Raw genomic sequence first — 18,474 nt, forward strand, 5'->3', positions numbered from 1 at the left:
CTTATATGCATTTGGTCTTGGTGTTTAGGAGAAGGATTTTTGGCTACCGATTCGAATGTAAAGAGGGCGAATCTGTATATGAATCAGACAATATCCGAAATCGTTTGGATCCGTATTTATCGGAGAATAATATTAGAGAAAAATGTTTTGTTTCGAAATATGAAAATTACGGTAGAATTTTGAAAGGGTTTATCGGTTTTTTCGAAGAAGATATTTCCGTCTTTCATGGAGATTTGGAAGAAGTGGTAATTGAAACAGGAAAATATTTGAAATTCGGAAATTCGCGTATCGTAGATGATTTCGGCAAGCAGCAATGTTTTGACGAAAAAATCCAAAATTACTTGTGCGAAAACAATATCAGAACGGATTGGATGAGATTTTCTTCCGGGAGAAATTCCTATCTAAGGGTTATTAATTAGATAATTATAATATATTTTGGATAGCGCCGCGCAACGGATCGTAGCGGAAATCCCGCGCAGCGGATTGGAGCGTAGAGCCGGGTGCTTGCATGCGCCCTTATCCTTAATTCCAGCTAAAAGAGCCGGATTTGTCGAATTTAAATAGGACCGGACCGGTTCCGATCTCGGGGGATTCGGTTGTTGCTTTTCCGCTGAGTCGGAATGCCGCAGATCTTTTGGAAACTGCGTTTGCAATCCCTTGGGTGACCGTTCCGAGTGGGAAGGAAGTGCGGACACTTAGAATGGATTCTTGTCCTTGGTTTTCGATCCGTACAGGTTGGCCTGTTAGGAATTTTTCTTTTTCGAGCGAAAGCTCAAATTCAAATTCGGAAAATTGTAATCTAGATGTGGCCCTATTCTTTAATACGATCTGGAATTCCGTATCTACTTTTAAATCGAGTGAGGATAATCCAGCCGCGACTGCCGAGCCAGGGGACTTTTTTTGAGGGCTGAGTAACGTATCTAAGAATGTTGTGGCCTTTTTCGCCAGATCTTCGGTGCCTGCGGAGCTTAAGATGGTGGAAGGATCCGGTTTGATAATTTTGAAATTTCGGATCTCTATGTCGGGAAGGACTGCGGGAATTTTTCTTTCTTCTTCGAACGGAAAGTCGAGTGACGCAGAGCCCGCGATGGATCTATATTTTTCAGGGATAGGAAGTGAAACGACACCTTGTACTTTGACTACTAAGTCTATCTTACCCGGAACCTTTTTATAAAGTTCAGCCAAGTCATTATATGCAAATGTTAGATCTACCGGGACTGCTTTGTTGGAATTCCCACCGACGGTTGGGATCTTGGTTTTTGCCTTTGTGAATTGTTGTCCTTCGATCAGGATATTCATCTCTAGATTAGTTGCAGGCAAGGAGATTGGATAAGGATTTTTTACTTTCGAATCCACTCTGAGTTTGATCTCGGATAGATTGATTTCCGCAATGGAAACTTTTTCCAAAACGAAAGAAGGTTTGTCAAGATCCTCGATTTTTTCTTTTACTTTTTTTAGATCAACTTTTTGTAACTGAGCGCAACCGAATATAAGATTTGTTACAATAGTAATTCCGATATAAGAATTTAAGGAAGTTTTTCGGATCATAAACTCCTCCTGAAGGTGAAGTCTTTATTTATGTTTTCAGTATTATTGGGAACTAAGTTTTGGAGGATTGGAAATAAAAAATGGAGTTTTGGGATCGATAAAAAGACTTTTGCAAGAGGATTTTTACAACATGCGATGTTGGAATTCCAACATGATGTGGGGGAAAAAGTAGTTTGTAGAGATGAGGGATTTGTGATATTAGAAGAGCACGGGTACCACCGCACCGGCCCCCACCCAATGAAGGGTGGGGATTGAAGTTTACGGTGTTGAATGCGAATTTGACTTCGCTGTGCTCAGTCACCCTCGGGAATCTCGCTCCCTATGGGTCGCTACGATTGGGTGGGGTGCACTTTACAAAACTACTTTTTCTTCTTACTCGTAGTTCCCTTCTTAGGTTTGGATTCCACATCTTGGGCCCATTCGCTTAAGGAGGGTTGGTTATGATTCGTAGATACGGCCGCACTTCCCGAATGAGCGCCCTCGCTGTGAATGGTCGCAGTCATATCAGGGCGGAACTTACCTTCTATCCATTCTCTAAACTTATCGATCCCGCCGAAGATAGAGGGGACGACGATCAAGGTAACTAACGTGGAGAGGATCAGACCTCCGATGATCGCAATACCCATTGCGGTCCTGGATTTTGCAGCTTCTCCGAGGCCTAGTGCTATAGGTACGGTTCCCATGATCATCGCAATAGATGTCATTAGGATTGGACGTAATCTAACAAGACCGGCTTCGAAAATCGCTTCGTCTCTAGTGATACCTCTTTCTCTCACCGCTTGCATTGCATAGTCCACGAGTAAGATCGAGTTTTTGGCAACGAGCCCCATGAGTAAGATGAGTCCGATCATTGAGAATATGTTCAACATTTCTCCAGTTAAGAACAGAGCGAAGAATGCTCCGGAAATTGCAGGAGGGATTGCGAATAAGATCGTGATCGGAGTGATGAAGGACTCATATAGAGAAGCGAGAACCAAGTAGATGAATATCAACGCGAGACCGAATGCCACGATGATGTTCAGGAAAAGTTCTTTTAAGTCTTCCGACTGCCCTTGGAAATTAAAACGAACTCCCGGTGGAGGTGGGATTTCTTTATTTAAGATTTTAGTTGCCTCTTCCATTGCAGTTCCGATCGCACCGCCTGGTGCAAGGTTCGCGTTTACCACGACCGCTCTTGCTCTATCAATACGGTTGATCCTGGAGGGTCCTAAGTTTTCTTTACCGGTACTGATTGCTCCGAGTGGGATCAACCTGTTTGCGATATTCGGGACTTTGGTTTGGGCATAAGCCGCTCTTAAGTTCCTTTGATCGGGCTTAAGCCTCATACGAACCTCATATTCGATCCCTTTGTCATAGAACTTACTGACCTGATCTCCGGCGATCTGGTATCTCAATTCGGAACCTGCAACGCCAGGGAGAACACCGACCAATTGCATTCTGGAATTATCCAAAACGATTTGATATTCAGGTTTTCCACTTCTATAGTCGGAGTCGATATCTGCGAGATCCTTAATACCTTTTAGTCGTTCTATTACTTTTTTAGAATAGGCTTCCACTTCTTCCAGGTTGTTTCCTTTAAGGACTAATTGGAATGGATATTGGACCCCGCCTCCCACTGCGGAATAATCCGAAACTGCGGGCCTTGCATAATCAAAGGCTTTTAACATCTTACGGATCTCTTCTTTGACAGTGGTAGTATCCCTGGATCTTTTTTTGGAAGAAACAAGAGCGATCGCCAACACGGCGGTATTCGGTTCTCCTCCGTCAGGTTTACCGATGGTAATCGCGATCTTATCCATTTCAGGGAATTTTTGGAGTTCTGCTAAAACTTGATCCGAAACCTCTTTTGTTCCCTGTAAGCTAGTACCGGGAGGAAGATCCAAAGTCACCATGAACTCGCCCTGGTCGTTCGCAGGTAAGAATGTCTTTTTTACAAAAGCGCAACTTACGAAAGAAAGAATGAATATTAAGAAAGTGAGAAGTATGATCTTTCCAGGATGCGCCAACGCATAATGCATTGTAATCTTATAAATTTTTTCAAGCCAAGTCTGGAAACGATCGAATGCCTCCACTGCGGCGTTCTTTTTATCGTGAGTGAGTTTTCCGGCGAAGTAAGCCGATAACATAGGAGCTACGAAAAGACCGTCGAACAATGAGATGATCATTGCAAAAACCACAGTCAACCCGAACTGTTTGAAGAACTGGCCTACGATCCCTGATAAGAATCCTACGGGAAAGAATACTGCGATCACAGTTAAGGAAGTTCCGATAACCGCGAGAGCCACTTCCATTGTCCCTTTTTCTGCGGCTTCCATTACGGTCGCACCTTCTTCCAATTTACGGAAGATGTTTTCTCGGACCACGATCGCGTCGTCCACCAAGAGACCTACTGCGAGTGATAATGCCAACAGGGTCATAACGTTGATCGTGAATCCCATGATCCACATGATAATGAATGCGCCCAATAATGAGTTGGGTAATGCAAGGCCGGTGATGATCGTGGATCTTAAGTTCCCTAAAAAGAAATAAACCGTGATGACTGCGAGAAGTATCCCTAAAACGATCGCTTCCGTAACGTCTTCCACATTATATCGGATCCATCTGGAACCGTCGCGGATCAATCTGATCTTAGGTTTTCCTTCCAAAGGTTGGATGTCCGCATTTAACTTATCGATCCTTTTTAAGACCTCGTCCGCAACAGATACTGTGTTTGCTCCGGATTGTTTGTAAACGTCGATGAACAATGCAGGTTTCAGCTCTTTTTCAACGACGGCGCCTTTATTACCGCCGAAAAGTCTTTTGAATCTTTTAGGGACCTGAGTGATCCAAGTGATAGGATGAGTCAAAAGACCTACATCCTCTTCTTCCACCTCGTCGCTTTTAGAAGCCCAAAGATAACCTAACGTCTCTTCGTCCTCAGTTCCATCTCTTACGATTCCTAATTCCTTGATGAGTACTGAATTACCAACGTCGCCTCCGAAGGAAACGATGGTGTTTTCGATTTGGGAAAGAGTTTCGTATCTTCCTAATGTTCTATAAGAAGTTTCTTTCGCACCGGAATCGAATTTACCGACTGGAACGTTTAAGCCTGCGGTTTTCAATCGGTTTGCGATGACTACCATAGGCATTTGATAAGAAACTAATTTATTTCTATCTAATTCGATTTGGATCTCTCTTCTGGTCCCGCCGACTAATTTAACGGAACCGACACCTGCAATTTGTTCTAACTTAGCCTTAACAGTTTCCTTAGCTAGGTCATACATTTTTGCCTGATTTAGATCGGCAAACACTGCCAAACGAATAATTGGCTGATCCGCAGGGTCGAAACGAACTACTTTAGGTTCTTTGATCCCATCCGGAAGTTTGGGGCGGACCGATGCAGTCTTATCACGAAACTGTTGCTCAGCATATTTGATATCAGTAGAAAGAGTGAATTCGCCTAAAACGACGGAAACACCTTCCTGGTTACGGGAAGTGATCTTTTTCAAACCTGCAATGGAAGAAAGTTCTTCTTCCAAAGGTTTAGAGATCAATTCCTCTATCTCTTCCGGACCCGCGCCAGGATAGATCGTAGTTACAGTCACTACAGGAATGTTTACATCCGGAAAAAGATCCACTCCCATCTTACTCAAGGAGAAGATACCGGTGATCAACATTAGGATCACAAGACTGGTAATAAAAATGGGACGTTTGATGGAGAGGAGCGCGATATTCAAGTTGCCTCCGGAGTATCCTCACATTTCGAAAATCGAATGGAGGATCTGCTCAGAGGTCCATTGCCATCCATTCCTGAATTTTCGAAAACAAATTCGCGACCTCATTCTAGAAATTTGGAACGGATGGTTTTGAAAACAGACTAACTTTTCTAGACAAAAGTCGGGGAGTCTGGCCGATCCAGCTTAGCTGGCCGGGCTGCTCAGGCTTGTTCCTTCGGAACGCTTCGCGCCTTTCGCGCTTAGCTCTTAGTAAATTCTGCGGATTGCTTGAGAGATTCTTTGCACATTATCCTTGGTTAGGTTCGGATAGATCGGAATGCAATGACCTCTTTGGTACAATCTTTCGCCATTCGGAAAATCGGAATTAGAAAGTTCGAGAATATGATGGATCGGCTCTGCAACAGTTCTTCGGGTACCAATTTGTAAAGAACGGAAATATCTCTCTACTTGCTCGTAATTGCCAGGAGCAATGATCACGAAACGATTGAAAGTTTCGGAATTCGGATCGTTAAAATGAGATCCTACTTGGGAACCTTGGATGGATTGCAGATATACCTGAGCGATCTTTCTTTTTCTCTCTAAGATCACACCAAGGTTGGATAATTGTTCGATCCCCAATGCAGCTTGGTAATCGATCATATCATAATCCAATCTAGGCTGGCCTTCTTTGCGTGGATAAGGATCTTTGCCTTCTTTTCTGGCTCTGATCTTTTTCGCCAAAGAATCATCGTCAGTGCAGATCAAGGCGCCATTGCCTGTTGTGATCAGATATTCGATAGAAAGACCGCAGATGGAAATTTTTCCCTGTTTACCAGGAGTGAAAGTTTCCGTTCTCGCGCCGACAGCTTCCGAAAAATCTTCGATCACAGGACGATTTTTGAAATCGTATTTGGAGAAGTCCGCCAAGGAGCCGAAAGTATGATCTACAACTACGGCCTTTACTGATTCGTCTTCCAGAGCGGAAGATAATTTTTCAGGGCAGATATGGAAGGAATGTTTCCCCATATCCACAACCAAAGGTTGGGCTTGCATTAAGAAAATTGCGTCTAGAGCGGCAAGAGGAGCAAACGTTGAGATAACAATTTTATCTCCTGGTTGGATCTCGAGCGCCAATAAGGACAAATGATATGCAGCGGTTAAACTGTTTGCAGAAACTACCTGTTTTATCCTAAAAGTGGAAGAGAAAGCTTTCTCAAACTTATGGGTAACAGAGCCGGAAGAAAGATGATCTTCTACCAACGCCTCTAATACAGTCTTCAGGTCTTCCCGAGAAAGAGTCGGTTTATGGAATTCGATATCGGTTTTTTTCCGGCTTGGTTTCTCTAAAACTTCGGTTTCCGCGCTCATCTTCCCTTCTCAGGTTCCAGTAATTTTATTATGTCGCATTGTAACCCATGTACTTGGCTCGTAAAGATCTTTTTCAAAATCTAAAGGAGCCGGACCAACTGGACATCCAATGCAAATAATCAGAATACCAGCGGAAATGTCTAGACGTTTTCGTACAAGAAAAAAAAGGGGGGATCAATCTCCGAAAATTTTCTTACGGATCCCGATCCAGATCTCCGGTAAATAAGCACCCACCAAGATCAGCGCCAAACCGGTATAGGTCCATTTGTTAAAATAAGATTCTCCGGAGAAACGAAGAGTGGCCACATTGATGATAGTTGTCCACCATCCGAGTAGAATAAAAATAAGACCTATAAAATTCGGAAAAAGAAAACCGATGATTTTACCCATAAAAACCTCTAACAAAAAGGGACTAAGACGAGAGAATTATCGGCATCGGATCTTAGCCATCAAGTTGTTTTTTGGGACTTTATTCGAATTCAAAAACAGGGCAGAGATTTTTCCTTGCCCCGGGACTTTACAAAAACCAGAATTTAGAAACGAGCCATGAAAGAAGAACTAGACAAAGATATAGATCAGGAAATCGAGCCCCGTGAGATGAATCCCACAGAATACAGGCTTCTCACATTATTATTCAATTTTTTCAGATTTCCGGATGGAATCACTCTGAGCTCTTTGAGAAAGATCATGGAGGGATTTTACGATAACGAAAACCGAGACTCGGACAGAAGAAAATTATCCAGAGATATAGAAGAGTTAGGCGCTCTAGGGTTTCATATCAAATATTACCCCCAAAAGAACGGAAAGGATTTCGTATACGTGCTCGTAAAAGATCCACTTTCCAAAACTCTTCAGTTTACGGAAGAAGAACTCAGGGAAATTTCCGCACTACTATTAAAGGGATATTCGGAAGCTCCAAAATACGAACTGTATACCGCAGCTAGAAAAATATTTGCAGGAGATCTGGAATATTTTCCTCAAATGACCGAAAACCCGGAGGAAAACCAGGACGAGTTAGGAGAAACCGCATTCCAAATATTGGAAGCTCTCAAAAATCATACTCCGATCCGTATTAAATATTATAAGACCTTTCCTGAAGATTCTTATACAAAAGAGGCCGATCCGATTCGATTGATCCGAAAAGGCGGCCAGGACCATTATTTACTAGCTTACGATCGCGAAGAAAAAACCAAAAAAAGATTCGTTCTTCCAAAGATCTTATCTGTGGAACTCCTACAGGGAGACCCGCTTTATCAGGCAAGAGGAGCCAAAAAAGAAACGGAAGAAGATCTGATCGTACATGCAGGATTATTTCCCGTTCACGAGCCCAAAAATGTGGAGTGGCTTTGTAAAGAAGAAGGTCTGGTAAAAGCGAAACTCTTCCTGGCAGGCATCAAATACACGGAAACGAAAAATAAACTCAGTTTCCAATCCACCAACCTAGAAGGATTATTGCCCTTTCTATGGAGATGGCCGGATACGATTGAAACGATCCTGCCGGAAGAATTGAACTCAGTTTTTCGAAACTCAGTAAAACAGATCTCAGAACTCTACGAAAAAGTATAAAATACCAACCCATGAAACTAAAGAATATTCTAATCTCATTATTTTCCCTACAGATCCTACTCACACTCGTAATGAAGTACTTCTCCTACCAAGGAGATCTATCTCCGGAGTTACATGATAGAATTCTAAAGTATTTTACCCAAGAAGATATAAATTCGGGTATAGACTACGATAGAAGGGGATTCTTTGTTTCTATCATTGGCTCATTATTGGACTTCGCATTAGCGGGAATATTCGTATTCACCCCGATCTCGGTAAAGTTAGAGGAATACTTTCGTAGAAAAACGGGAGATAGATTTTATCTTACCGTATTTCTATTCTTCGTTTCCTTCTATCTTTTGGAATTTATCATTTCATTACCGTTTAGCTATTATTTCGGCTACGTGATAGAACACGAATTTCAATTTTCCAATATGAACTTAGGAGACTGGATCTTATTTAAGGCGAAATCTTTCGGACTAGGATTTGTCTTTGGCGGATTAGTCGTTCTGGTGGTTGCATTCGTATTCAAAAATCTTCCGCGTGCTTGGAAATATATACTTCCGATTTTATCTTTAAGCTTTGGCCTTCTAATGTCCGTATTGTATCCTATCGTTATCACACCGATCTTTTACGACTATGGCCCGATCCAAGAAGGAAGTTTAAAAACAAAAATTTTAGCTCTTAGCCAAAAGGCAAATATCCAAGTAGAGAATATCTACGTGATCAACGAGAGCAAATATTCCGGCCACACAAATGCATACTTCACAGGCTGGGGAGAAAGTAAAAAGATCTTCTTGTATGATACTCTGATCAAAAACCATACCGAAGAAGAAGTTGTAAGCGTACTCGGACACGAGATCGGTCACTGGGTCCACAACCACCAAATGATAGAGATCGCGCTCAGCACTTTGGAAACTTTCTTACTGTGTTTCTTACTTGGATACGTATTCCAAAAAGTAAAAGAAGAAGGGCTAATTCCATTAAAGGAATTTTATTCACCTTCTAGTTTACCTTTCTTATTTTTGGTATTGTCCCTTGTTGGAACAATACTCGGGCCATTCTCTGCGACACTTTCCAGAGCTTTGGAAACACAAGCCGACAGAGAAGCACTCGTGCTAACAAATGATAAAAAATCATTTATCAGCACAGAGATCAAACTAGCAAAAGACAATAAATCCAGACTGAATCCTCACAAACTGGAAGTCATCTTTGAACATTCTCATCCTACAACGATCGAAAGAATAGAATACGCAGAAGGCTGGAAGTAGGATTTCGGCTCCTTCTAATTTTAACTACTTCCTCCAAGGATATTCCATTTGCAAGGCTACAAAATTCGCTGTAGCCGTTCCGTATTTGGATTCGATCTCCGCTAAGTTCTTATTGTAAGCGGTTATTGCAGCTATTCCATTCAGATTTTCTAAAATAGAATCTAAGCTTGCGGTTTCTGATTCATTCTTATCTACAAGTAGCGACAAGCCGTATTTGGTTCGGATCTGTTTTTCGTCTGAGACGGAAAATACTTCTGACTTATACGTTCTAGAAAATGAATCCGCTTGCAGAGCTAAAACCACTTCGTCTATTCCGTCTGAAACTCGAACGCCTAAATTTTCATAATTCCAAAAGCCGAGATAGTTTTTTGCGGCAACATACATATTTTTACCGCTTAGATAAAAATCCGAACTTTTATGATCGGGTCTCCAATCCTTAGCTCCTAAGCCGGATGCGATTTCTAAGGCTTTTTCTTTTCCGGAGACGGCTTCTATTAAAGCCAAGGAAACTGGGATAGATGCTGTGATCCCGGTAGTAGTGATGATCTTTCGATCTGAAACGTACCTTCTATCCTTGGTCCATTTAGTCTCCGGAAACTCTTTCTCCAATTTAGAAAAAGAAAACCAATGACCGGTTGCCTTATGATCTTTAAGAATGCCCGCATTTGCAAGTACCCAGACTCCGTCGCATACACCTACAATTGTAGATCCTTTCGCGGATTGTTTTCGGACAAAGGATAGAAGAGTAGTATCCTCCGAATAATGTACTGCAGGTACTATCACATAATCTGCGCCTTCCGGGTATTCGGAATCGAATTGATCGAAAGACTTCTCCGCTTCTATCTTTAACGCAGGAAACATTTGGACAGGACCGATTTTCGGGAAAACGGAAATCACCTTAGCGATTTTCGCGGAGGTTAAAATTCCGTAAGGGATCATAAAATCTGTAAGTTCGGTCATTCGATTCTCGCCGATCACAATAATGATAGGTTCTTTTCTACCGAATCTAGATTGATAGATCGGGATTTTGGAATCATCTTCTTGGATCTTAGTTTTTGCGATTTCAGAAGAATTTCCGTATTCCACGGATCCGAAGAATAGCAGGAGTGCGAAGCTCCCGTAAAAGAATTTTATAAAACGATTTGGTCGGAGGCTAAGATGTTTCATGCATTCAGGATACGATCTTTTTCGAAAACGGTCGTCCTTCCGTATCCGGACGGACTAAAAAAAGAAAAATCCTGAAAAAATCTGGACATCCAATTCTCATCAGACTCTTTCATTTTTATGGATACGTTTCTGGCGTTTGGGGCAGGACTTTCGTTTTTATTGGCCATTTCCGAATTTATCCGAAAAGCCAAAGTTCGGAAGATCCAAGATGATCTCGTATCTAAAGCCAAATCTGCTTGGAATCAGCCCATCGCATTCTTCTTCCTATCTCTTTCAATAGTGCAATTCCATCTGTATTTGGAATTATCCAGCCAGTTAAAGGAGCAGTTATGGTTTGCAGAAATCCATATCCCTTTCCTATTTTTCACTGGGCCTCTCGCGTATTTATATTTTAGAAGATTAGGAGGGCTTACTGCGAAAGCACTTAACTTGGCGCATTTTCTTCCTGGATTTGCAGCGTTTTTCTTTATTCTACCTTTTATTCTATCGGATCCGAATTCCAAATTGGAATACGTAAGCGTATTCCCTCCCAGAAATATTTATTTCCAATTCTTATTCGGACTTTTGGTATTAGGAACGATCTCCAATCTAGTGTATCCGCTACTTTTGATCGGAAAGATCCGCAAATGGAAAAGTTTCGTCCAAAAAGAAGAAGGTAGGGTATTCTCCCCGTTTCTTGCTCTCTTCTACTCGAGTATATTTGTGATCTTATTGTTTGTGATCGCTCAGATCTTCTTCATGCCTTTATTCACTGTTGCGGCCGCGCTCCTAACTTTAATTGTATGTTCCATCTTTCTAAGCGTTTCCGCTTCTCCCGATCTAATCGTTTCTTTCGAAAAAACGGCAAAGGAGGCCGGGTATAACGAGACAAGGCTCCAAGGCTTGGATGTGGATGCAGTCATCCAAAAGATGGAAGAATTGATGAGAGACAAAAAACTCTATCTGGACGAAGAGCTTACACTTCCTATCCTTTCCGAAGAATTAAAGATCAAAACTCACCAGTTGTCGGAAATACTAAACGATAAGATGAGGATCGGTTTCAGAGAATACATCGCAGGATATCGTTTGGAAGAAGCTTCCAAAATGTTAAGAGAAGAGCCTCAAAGATCGGTGCTTGCAGTAATTTACGCGGCAGGATTCAAATCCAAATCCGCATTCCATAAATTGTTCCAGGAGAAATACGGATGTTCTCCTGGAGAATATCGTTCATCTTTTTCTAAAAAACCTTAAGTAAAGTTTACCATTCTCCCGTATTGCTCATACTTTTCCAAGGTTCTGCGATCTCCAAGGATTTTCCTTTTTGTAGTAATTCAATAGAGATCAGATCAGGAGATCTAATAAAGGCCATTCTGCCATCCCTTGGTGGGCGATTGATAATCACTCCTTTTGCCTGAAGATTTGCGCAGGTTTCGTAAATATTATCCACTTCGAATGCAAGATGACCGAAGTTCCTTCCGCTTGTATAAGCGGAATTTTGGTCCCAATTGTAAGTTAGTTCTATTTCTGGAGAATTTTCATCTGACTCCGATAAGAATACAAGAGTGTATCTTCCTTCCGGATGATCATGTCTTCTTGTTTCTTTTAATCCTAACTTATTGCAGAAAAAATCCAATGCTAGATCCAGATCTTTCACTCGGATCATAGCGTGTAAGTATTTCATTTCGTAATCCCTCTGGAGTATTCCTCTCTAAAAAAGAAGATTTGTTCCTTATTTATGGGAAGCTAATCCGCGGATTTTCCCTATGACAAGCCCAAAGCGAGGATGAAAAATGGAACAAATTAGAAAATTCCGCCATATTGGATTTTTCCGATTTACCCCTAAAAACACCCTTTTTGGCCCTGTTTTTGCCTAATTACTGATCCAAATGCTCAAATTATGTGCTCAAAAAATAAGCATTTTTTGAATTTCTAATAGAGAATCGGCTTGAAAAAAACACCCTTCGGGTCGATACTTGTACTATATTCAAGCAGCGGCATGAGAATTCATCCGATTCCGCTTCTTTTTTGTTCAATATGAATGGATAGAAGCTAGTTGGAACAAGTTGCTTAGAAAATTAGATAATTCTAATAAATGTAAATGTGATAAAGGGTTCTTTGAGTTCGTTTAACAAAAATTTTTAATTTTTCATTCGTTTAAAAATTTTTTTGTTCCATTCGCGTATGCAGATAGGTCATATGGATATAAAGCGAAAACAAGAACAGAAAATATAAAAATAACTTGAGGTTTCAATTTTATGAAAATCAACAAACTCACTTCTCTTCTATTGGTAGTAGGCTTCTTAGCAGGATCTTCCGTTTTCGCAGTTTCTCAAGATACTGAAGATCGTCTTTTAGAGCAAGCTTTGGTGTCCGCTGCGGTTACTAAAGAGCAAAAAGTTGCGGTAGCTACTTACTTGAAAGCAATCGCTCAACAAAAGAACGAAAGAGCAGAAGAGTTAAGAGCATTGGCAAAACGTTCTACCGGTGGAAAATTCCTCGCTAGCAACGCTCAGTCCGAGAAATTCTTAAGACAAGCAAAAGCTCTTGAAGCAGAAGCTGCAAGAACACAAGAATTTCTTAACAATCTCTAATTAGAGAGTATAGGCAACAAATCCTAAAAATCCATCGACTGGAAGGCGCCCAAAAGGCGCCTTTTTTTATGTACTATATTTTCGAGAAGGATGCGCAACGGATCGTAGCGGAAATCCCGCAGAGCGGATTGAAGCGGAGAGCCGGGTGCGAAGCATGCGCCCCGAAACTTTTATTTATAGGTTTGGATAAGTTTTTATTTAGAGACTTTCTTTTCCTTGGGAAAACAACTCATACTAAAACCTTCTATCATATAACAAATAGCGTCTTTGGTCTCACATCTCAAGGCGTCGTTGTAAGTAGTGCTTTGGATCTCCAGGTCCATACGTTCACAGACCATTTTTTCTCTGGTAGAAGTTTGCGTGTTGGTATCCTGACCAAACAGAACTCCGGCGAATAAGAAACAAATTGTGAATAATACCGCTTTTTTCATCATTACTCTCCGGAGAATTCTCTGATTCTATGACCCTTTCAGGTTTCCTTCCTTGAGTCAATCGATTTGGGGAACGCCGGATCTCCGAAAAAAGATTGTGAGACGGTTTGAACCTTCTAATTTGCCCTGATGAGTTTCCCGGGCGGAAAGTTTCACTCTAAATGGACAAAACTTACGTTTTGTTTTCTATTCGTTCTTCCTCTTTTGTATCCATTCCTATTGAAACCAGGCGAACAATTATACTCCGACCATTTGGGGAAATTTATATTGGGAGAGTCCGTCGGTAGGAACGGGTTTCTTTCCGGCAATTTGGTTTTGCCGTCCAGAAGTTTAGACCCGGAAGGAAATTATTGCCCAACAGAATGTATTCGAATCGGGCAAGAATTGATCAGTCCATTCCCGGCCGCTTTGGGTTATGTATATGCGATTTTTCTTCCTTGGAGTGGAATTGTGGGCGTGTATGTCGCAGTTACAATTTTGGTCCTTTTGTCTTTTTTATTTCTTTCTATCTTATGGGATTGGGATCCGATCTACTTGGGAGTTTTGGTTTTAGCTTCTCCTTTTTTGATAAACGGATATTTTTTTCCGGACGTAGGTATCGCTTCCTTTTTGTATATTGGGGGAAGTTTCTTATTTTTAAGATCGGGCGCTTCTTCTTCCTGGTTTAGGTTTGTGGGTTCCGGTTTTATCTGCGCTTCAGCAGCCTGGTTTAGGATTGAAAGTATCGTATTTCCGTTGTCCTTCATCTTTTTCTTAAGTGTATCCAAGTTTTCTAATATAGAAGAAAGAAAAAAGATCTACGGGTATTACTTTGGATTTTTGATTGGGGTAGGACTTTTGCTCGGGATACAATATCTTTTATACGGGCATCCGTTGGGTCCAAGATTTTCTTTTAATCAGCCGACAATGTTTTTGCTGCCTTGGAAGAAGTGGAAAATTTTCACAGGACTTCTGATCGCAAATCCGAATCGGATCGGTTTTTTCGGCTATACTCCTGCATTCTTGATCGTTCTGTTTTTCTCCGTATATTATATTTTCTTTAAAAAGAATCCTTTTAAAAGAAGTGTCGCATCGGAGATCTCGAATAGGGATCTGTTCGTTTATTCCGGCTTGGTCGCATTTTTAGCGCTTGTGATCTCCGCACCAAATGATGGAATTATAGATTTCGGTTCCAGATATCTTCATTTGAGTCTTCCCGCTTTTGCAGGGATGTTTTTGATCTTGGTCGGAAATATACAGGAGAAGTTCCGTAAGATCGGTAAAATTGTTCTGTTTGCGATCCTTTTCTATTCCGTTTATATCAGTTTTTCTTATACCCAGATCTTGGGAAAATACGGAAGAAAAACCACTAAAATGAACTCGATCTATTTGGAACAAAAACCCGATTTAGTTGTGGTTCAGATCAGAACGTATTCCCAAATTTTAGGTAAATACTTTTTTCAAACTCCTTCCGTTTGGTTGATGAGAGAAAGTCATATTAAAAATTTTTTCTCTAAGAATGATCCGGAGCAGTTTAAAAAAATATTATTCGTTCAAACAAAAGCTTCTATCCTGGAAAGTTTGAACGATGCCGATCCATTTTTGAAAAATAAATATTATGAGAGTATTACTCAAAGTTTAGGTCCAGATTTCCAAAAAGTTTGGTCTGAAAATAAGGAAGATGTTTTGATCTTTTCTATGGAAAGAAAAGGTAAAATCAGGGAATGAAGGAACATTTTGCGCTGCTTCCCCCGGCTGGAAAGATTTTAGGGTTTACCCTTTATTTTGCAGCCGGACAGAGGCAGGCAAACGAAGTGCGGACTTGTTCCGACCTTACTCGTTCAAAAAGAAGAAGAAAAAGAATCCTGCCGCTTGCGCTCTTGGAATTCCCACTGCACTTCCGATCAAGGAACCATTTTTTCGTACGTCTCCATTGCTATCAATGCGTCCGATCAGACTTCCGTTCTTGCGTATATCTCCGCTGGAATCAATCGATCCGACTAGTGATCCGTTCATTCGAATATCTCCGTTGGAGTCTATTCTGCCGATCAGGCTTCCATTTTTCCGAACATCCCCGCCGGATTCGAATCTTCCCACGAGAGACCCGTTCAGTCTTACATCCCCATTGGAGTCGATACTTCCGATAAGAGAGCCGTTCTTTCTCAGATCACCTGCTTGCAGAGAACTCAAGCCTGCGCTCAAAAAGAGGACCGCAGCTACTAGTTTCAAAATTGGTTTCATTCATGTATCTCCGTGTATGTCTAAGGCAACAAGTATGGGGATAATTCTTGCAGAATATTTTCTTGGAATAGATTATTCACTCCTCTTCTCAAAGCTCCGAGTCACTTCTTTACTTCCGATTCATTGAACAAAATGTATCGTTCATTCCTTTTACAGAAGACGATTCGTTTTGGATTGTAACGTTATTCGCTATCCGATATCCTCGTCGCATTCTAATTCCAGTTCGCAAAGTTTAGAATAATATTTGGATTGTATCTCTTTTCTTTCTTTTACTATGCCGGAGATCGGAATATAAAAACTGGATTTAAGTCCGTACAACCTTCCGTAAACTCCGTCTCCCTTTTTATAGGAAACTCTGGAATCGATCCGAAATCTTAGATTCCTTTTTCCGACTTTTTGTGCCGCTGCCAAGAATACTTGATCTGAATCGAATAACTCCAGATAAAATTTAGGAAGAAGTCTAAATGTATTTTTTAAAAAAGACGTTTGAGTCATATAAGCGAATTCTATTAGAAATGCCGGACAAATCGGTATCATCCGTCTTAAAATCCCATGTTTTCGGTTACGATCCTGTAAAAAGAAGGGCTCGAAAAAATCCTTCTCAAATGATACGTATTTTTGATTGTCTCTAAATTTCCGAAAAGAAAGAATGTCCGGCATGAATCCAAGTACGAAAAAACTCCAAACCAAGTTGGCAGTGATTCATCTTTTGCAGGAAAACAAAAGGATGAGTTTGGAGGATCTTTCCAAATATTCCGGTATCGACGATATAAAGGATCTTAAAAAAGAACTCGGAAAATTGTACATGGTGGGTTCTTATCCTTATACTCCCGACCAATTTGTGGAATTGGATTACGACGGAGAGACGATCGGCATTCGTATGCCTTTGAGTCTTGAACAAGGTTTGGTCTTAAGTGTTAAAGAATGGGCCACGATCCGAAAACTATTTTTAGAAGAGGACGAAAAAGAAACAGGTCCTTCCCGAAAAAAGATCCTAAGATCTATATTAGATAAAATTCATACAGTTCTTCCTTCTGCAGGAATTCCGAGTGAGAACGAATTAAAAAAAGATATTGAGGATTCCATCTCCGAAGGTAAATCTTTACAGATTAAATACCGTGCTCAAGGAGAGGCAGAACCGGGATCCAGAAAGGTAGATCCTTGGGCATTATTAAGTTTCAGGGAGGATTATCTGATCGGTTATTGCCATTCCAGAAAAGCCCCAAGAACATTTAGATTGGACTCCATTCTCCAATTAAATAAAACCCAGGAGAATGTTGCGGAAATCCCTGACGAAGAAAGAAAGAATGCGATCTTCAAATTAAAAAAATTTCTCCAAGGAGGAGAGGGGGACTCGAATTTTGCAGAGATCTATCATACTGCGGAAGTGTATTTTAATCTACACTCTCGCTTACATTTGGAAAGGACCTCTGTCAAAAAGCAGATGGGGGATACCACATATTATCTTTCTAAAGCAAGGATCAGGAACCAAGATTGGTTCTTGTCAGTTTTAAAAGGTTTTGGTCCAAACGTAATTTTGCATAGTCCTCCCGCATTAAAGGAAAGAATGACTGCTTATTGGGAGACTATTTCTTCCGGTTCTTGACATGGGAATCGATTGACTCCTCGTTATTTACGATCGATTCAGGATATACCTTGCTTTCTCCCGCAAAGATCAACTTAGGATTAGAGATCCCTTACAAAAGGCCTGACGGATTTCATGAAATTCGAAGCGTATTCTTACGTTTGAATTGGGGAGATGATATTCAGATAGAGCCGATCTCCTCCGGATCTTTCGAATTGGTTTCTAATAACCAGATCATTTTAGAAAAGAGGCATTTATACGACGAAGTTTCGGAGAAAGGAGACCTAAGTAAGAATATTCTTTTCAAAACATTCTCCAAGATCCGTGCTCATTATAGAGAGCTTCCTGGCGTGAGGATCTATCTTACTAAAAAAATCCCACCGGCTGCAGGACTTGGAGGTGGATCCACAAACGCCGCTTCCCTTTTCTCTTTTTATTTCGGTTTAAGTCCCGAGTTTAATTCGGATGATATTTTTAAACTGGCAGCCGAGATCGGAGCCGATGTTCCTTTCTTCTTGTCCGAAAGTCATTGTTTGGTGTCAGGAAAAGGTGAGATCCTGAAAGAAATACAAGTGCATCCAGGGCAGGGAATTCTGGCTTTAACTCCTCAGGTACTCTCGACTGCCGAAATGTACGCAGGTCTCAAAAAGCCTTTACAAGCCGACCCTCCCTCGAAAAGATGGATTTCTCTAGGCAATGACGTCGAGTTTTCTTTAAAAGAAGGAAATTGGGCGGCTTTGAGAGAAAAGCTCGTAAACGACTTCGAGCCTCTTGCCTTCCAAAAGTTTCCCCAACTAGGGAAATTAAAGGAAAGTTTTTTGGCGAATGGAGCTAGTTACTCCTCCTTAACCGGATCAGGATCTTGTATCTATGGTTTGGTGCAAGGATTGGAGATACGGGAAGAGCTGTTAGCCAAAATGCAAACGGAATTTCCCGACCTTACGTTTGTAAGCTTTAATTATTAAAGAATGAAACTGGGCCGTCGCCAAGTGGTAAGGCAGCGGTTTTTGGTACCGCCATTTCATAGGTTCGAATCCTATCGGCCCAGCCACTGTTTGATTTCACCGGATTACT

The 18,474-nt window shown here is 41.1% G+C and carries 18 protein-coding genes and 1 tRNA gene; 10 read left to right on the plus strand and 9 right to left on the minus strand.

The features are described 5' to 3' along the window. Positions 1–5: 5 nt before the first annotated feature. Positions 6–419, plus strand: a complete 414-nt coding sequence (locus LEP1GSC185_RS05055) for a hypothetical protein (RefSeq protein ID WP_008594159.1) — start codon at positions 6–8, stop codon at positions 417–419. A gap of 103 nt (positions 420–522) precedes the next feature. Here LEP1GSC185_RS05055 and LEP1GSC185_RS05060 read toward each other — a convergent pair whose 3' ends face one another. Further along, complete coding sequence (locus LEP1GSC185_RS05060; protein ID WP_008595549.1) at positions 523–1,548, minus strand: LEA type 2 family protein; 1,026 nt, start codon at positions 1,546–1,548, stop codon at positions 523–525. A 30-nt stretch (positions 1,549–1,578) separates the two neighbouring features. On the opposite strand from LEP1GSC185_RS05060, the gene LEP1GSC185_RS05065 reads away from it, so the two are divergent. Continuing rightward, entirely contained in the window at positions 1,579–1,803 is a 225-nt protein-coding gene (locus LEP1GSC185_RS05065) for a hypothetical protein (protein ID WP_008595162.1), read from the plus strand. A 104-nt stretch (positions 1,804–1,907) separates the two neighbouring features. Here the strand turns inward: LEP1GSC185_RS05065 and LEP1GSC185_RS05070 are convergent, their stop codons facing one another. The 3 genes from LEP1GSC185_RS05070 to LEP1GSC185_RS05080 all read right to left on the minus strand — a co-directional run bounded on the left by LEP1GSC185_RS05070 (position 1,908) and on the right by LEP1GSC185_RS05080 (position 7,001). After that, a complete protein-coding gene (locus LEP1GSC185_RS05070) occupies positions 1,908–5,264 on the minus strand; it encodes an efflux RND transporter permease subunit (protein WP_008595467.1) in 3,357 nt (1,118 codons plus the stop codon). 246 nt (positions 5,265–5,510) lie between these two features. Then, positions 5,511–6,611 (minus strand): DegT/DnrJ/EryC1/StrS family aminotransferase, encoded by a 1,101-nt coding sequence (locus tag LEP1GSC185_RS05075; protein ID WP_008593646.1) that lies wholly within the window; start codon positions 6,609–6,611, stop codon positions 5,511–5,513. 174 nt (positions 6,612–6,785) lie between these two features. After that, complete coding sequence (locus LEP1GSC185_RS05080; protein WP_008593673.1) at positions 6,786–7,001, minus strand: hypothetical protein; 216 nt, start codon at positions 6,999–7,001, stop codon at positions 6,786–6,788. A gap of 156 nt (positions 7,002–7,157) precedes the next feature. Between LEP1GSC185_RS05080 and LEP1GSC185_RS05085 the strand changes: the two genes are divergently transcribed. Together LEP1GSC185_RS05085 and LEP1GSC185_RS05090 are read left to right on the plus strand one after the other, a co-directional pair. After that, a complete protein-coding gene (locus tag LEP1GSC185_RS05085; protein ID WP_008594887.1) occupies positions 7,158–8,177 on the plus strand; it encodes a helix-turn-helix transcriptional regulator in 1,020 nt (339 codons plus the stop codon). Positions 8,178–8,188: 11 nt separating this feature from the next. Continuing rightward, on the plus strand, positions 8,189–9,427 hold the full coding sequence (locus tag LEP1GSC185_RS05090) for a M48 family metallopeptidase (RefSeq protein ID WP_008594637.1): 1,239 nt from the start codon (positions 8,189–8,191) through the stop codon (positions 9,425–9,427). A 24-nt stretch (positions 9,428–9,451) separates the two neighbouring features. Here LEP1GSC185_RS05090 and LEP1GSC185_RS05095 read toward each other — a convergent pair whose 3' ends face one another. Continuing rightward, a complete protein-coding gene (locus LEP1GSC185_RS05095; protein WP_008595775.1) occupies positions 9,452–10,594 on the minus strand; it encodes a DJ-1/PfpI family protein in 1,143 nt (380 codons plus the stop codon). Positions 10,595–10,711: 117 nt separating this feature from the next. Between LEP1GSC185_RS05095 and LEP1GSC185_RS05100 the strand changes: the two genes are divergently transcribed. Further along, positions 10,712–11,824, plus strand: a complete 1,113-nt coding sequence (locus LEP1GSC185_RS05100; RefSeq protein ID WP_010513808.1) for an AraC family transcriptional regulator — start codon at positions 10,712–10,714, stop codon at positions 11,822–11,824. Between the two features lie 7 nt (positions 11,825–11,831). Here LEP1GSC185_RS05100 and LEP1GSC185_RS05105 read toward each other — a convergent pair whose 3' ends face one another. After that, entirely contained in the window at positions 11,832–12,254 is a 423-nt protein-coding gene (locus tag LEP1GSC185_RS05105; RefSeq protein ID WP_008594612.1) for a VOC family protein, read from the minus strand. Positions 12,255–12,828: 574 nt separating this feature from the next. Between LEP1GSC185_RS05105 and LEP1GSC185_RS05110 the strand changes: the two genes are divergently transcribed. Further along, on the plus strand, positions 12,829–13,164 hold the full coding sequence (locus tag LEP1GSC185_RS05110) for an LIC10421/LIC12816 family protein (protein WP_008595389.1): 336 nt from the start codon (positions 12,829–12,831) through the stop codon (positions 13,162–13,164). Between the two features lie 194 nt (positions 13,165–13,358). Here LEP1GSC185_RS05110 and LEP1GSC185_RS05115 read toward each other — a convergent pair whose 3' ends face one another. Continuing rightward, positions 13,359–13,595: a hypothetical protein gene (locus LEP1GSC185_RS05115; protein ID WP_008593988.1), complete on the minus strand. Its 237-nt coding sequence runs from the start codon at positions 13,593–13,595 to the stop codon at positions 13,359–13,361. Positions 13,596–13,724: 129 nt separating this feature from the next. Here LEP1GSC185_RS05115 and LEP1GSC185_RS05120 point away from each other — a divergent pair, with 129 nt between their 5' ends. After that, entirely contained in the window at positions 13,725–15,302 is a 1,578-nt protein-coding gene (locus LEP1GSC185_RS05120) for an LA_3751/LA_3752 family putative glycosyltransferase (protein ID WP_008594992.1), read from the plus strand. Between the two features lie 105 nt (positions 15,303–15,407). Here the strand turns inward: LEP1GSC185_RS05120 and LEP1GSC185_RS05125 are convergent, their stop codons facing one another. After that, positions 15,408–15,815 carry a 5-fold beta-flower protein gene (locus LEP1GSC185_RS05125; protein WP_008593540.1) on the minus strand — a complete coding sequence of 136 codons (408 nt, stop codon included), beginning with the start codon at positions 15,813–15,815 and terminating at the stop codon, positions 15,408–15,410. A 189-nt stretch (positions 15,816–16,004) separates the two neighbouring features. Continuing rightward, positions 16,005–16,310, minus strand: a complete 306-nt coding sequence (locus LEP1GSC185_RS05130; protein WP_008593965.1) for a hypothetical protein — start codon at positions 16,308–16,310, stop codon at positions 16,005–16,007. 163 nt (positions 16,311–16,473) lie between these two features. Between LEP1GSC185_RS05130 and LEP1GSC185_RS05135 the strand changes: the two genes are divergently transcribed. The 3 genes from LEP1GSC185_RS05135 to LEP1GSC185_RS05145 all read left to right on the plus strand — a co-directional run bounded on the left by LEP1GSC185_RS05135 (position 16,474) and on the right by LEP1GSC185_RS05145 (position 18,451). Continuing rightward, positions 16,474–17,421: a helix-turn-helix transcriptional regulator gene (locus tag LEP1GSC185_RS05135; RefSeq protein ID WP_010513802.1), complete on the plus strand. Its 948-nt coding sequence runs from the start codon at positions 16,474–16,476 to the stop codon at positions 17,419–17,421. Positions 17,422–17,471: 50 nt separating this feature from the next. Next, a complete protein-coding gene (locus LEP1GSC185_RS05140) occupies positions 17,472–18,365 on the plus strand; it encodes a 4-(cytidine 5'-diphospho)-2-C-methyl-D-erythritol kinase (RefSeq protein WP_008594783.1) in 894 nt (297 codons plus the stop codon). 10 nt (positions 18,366–18,375) lie between these two features. Continuing rightward, positions 18,376–18,451 (plus strand) — tRNA-Gln (locus LEP1GSC185_RS05145). Positions 18,452–18,474 lie beyond the last annotated feature (23 nt).

Source organism: Leptospira licerasiae serovar Varillal str. VAR 010 (assembly GCF_000244755.1).
In the GTDB taxonomy this organism is placed as follows: Bacteria; Spirochaetota; Leptospiria; order Leptospirales; family Leptospiraceae; genus Leptospira_B; species Leptospira_B licerasiae.

Excerpts from the sequence above, each read along its gene's own strand:
- LEP1GSC185_RS05125 (WP_008593540.1), bottom strand. The coding sequence starts at position 15,815 with ATGAAACCAATTTTGAAACTAGTAGCTGCGGTCCTCTTTTTGAGCGCA.
- LEP1GSC185_RS05060 (WP_008595549.1), bottom strand. The coding sequence starts at position 1,548 with ATGATCCGAAAAACTTCCTTAAATTCTTATATCGGAATTACTATTGTA.
- LEP1GSC185_RS05130 (WP_008593965.1), bottom strand. The coding sequence starts at position 16,310 with ATGACTCAAACGTCTTTTTTAAAAAATACATTTAGACTTCTTCCTAAA.
- LEP1GSC185_RS05100 (WP_010513808.1), top strand. The coding sequence starts at position 10,712 with ATGGATACGTTTCTGGCGTTTGGGGCAGGACTTTCGTTTTTATTGGCC.
- LEP1GSC185_RS05115 (WP_008593988.1), bottom strand. The coding sequence starts at position 13,595 with ATGAAAAAAGCGGTATTATTCACAATTTGTTTCTTATTCGCCGGAGTT.
- LEP1GSC185_RS05075 (WP_008593646.1), bottom strand. The coding sequence starts at position 6,611 with ATGAGCGCGGAAACCGAAGTTTTAGAGAAACCAAGCCGGAAAAAAACC.
- LEP1GSC185_RS05085 (WP_008594887.1), top strand. The coding sequence starts at position 7,158 with ATGAAAGAAGAACTAGACAAAGATATAGATCAGGAAATCGAGCCCCGT.
- LEP1GSC185_RS05080 (WP_008593673.1), bottom strand. The coding sequence starts at position 7,001 with ATGGGTAAAATCATCGGTTTTCTTTTTCCGAATTTTATAGGTCTTATT.
- LEP1GSC185_RS05055 (WP_008594159.1), top strand. The coding sequence starts at position 6 with ATGCATTTGGTCTTGGTGTTTAGGAGAAGGATTTTTGGCTACCGATTC.
- LEP1GSC185_RS05065 (WP_008595162.1), top strand. The coding sequence starts at position 1,579 with ATGTTTTCAGTATTATTGGGAACTAAGTTTTGGAGGATTGGAAATAAA.
- LEP1GSC185_RS05110 (WP_008595389.1), top strand. The coding sequence starts at position 12,829 with ATGAAAATCAACAAACTCACTTCTCTTCTATTGGTAGTAGGCTTCTTA.
- LEP1GSC185_RS05090 (WP_008594637.1), top strand. The coding sequence starts at position 8,189 with ATGAAACTAAAGAATATTCTAATCTCATTATTTTCCCTACAGATCCTA.
- LEP1GSC185_RS05095 (WP_008595775.1), bottom strand. The coding sequence starts at position 10,594 with ATGAAACATCTTAGCCTCCGACCAAATCGTTTTATAAAATTCTTTTAC.
- LEP1GSC185_RS05105 (WP_008594612.1), bottom strand. The coding sequence starts at position 12,254 with ATGAAATACTTACACGCTATGATCCGAGTGAAAGATCTGGATCTAGCA.
- LEP1GSC185_RS05135 (WP_010513802.1), top strand. The coding sequence starts at position 16,474 with ATGAATCCAAGTACGAAAAAACTCCAAACCAAGTTGGCAGTGATTCAT.
- LEP1GSC185_RS05120 (WP_008594992.1), top strand. The coding sequence starts at position 13,725 with ATGAGTTTCCCGGGCGGAAAGTTTCACTCTAAATGGACAAAACTTACG.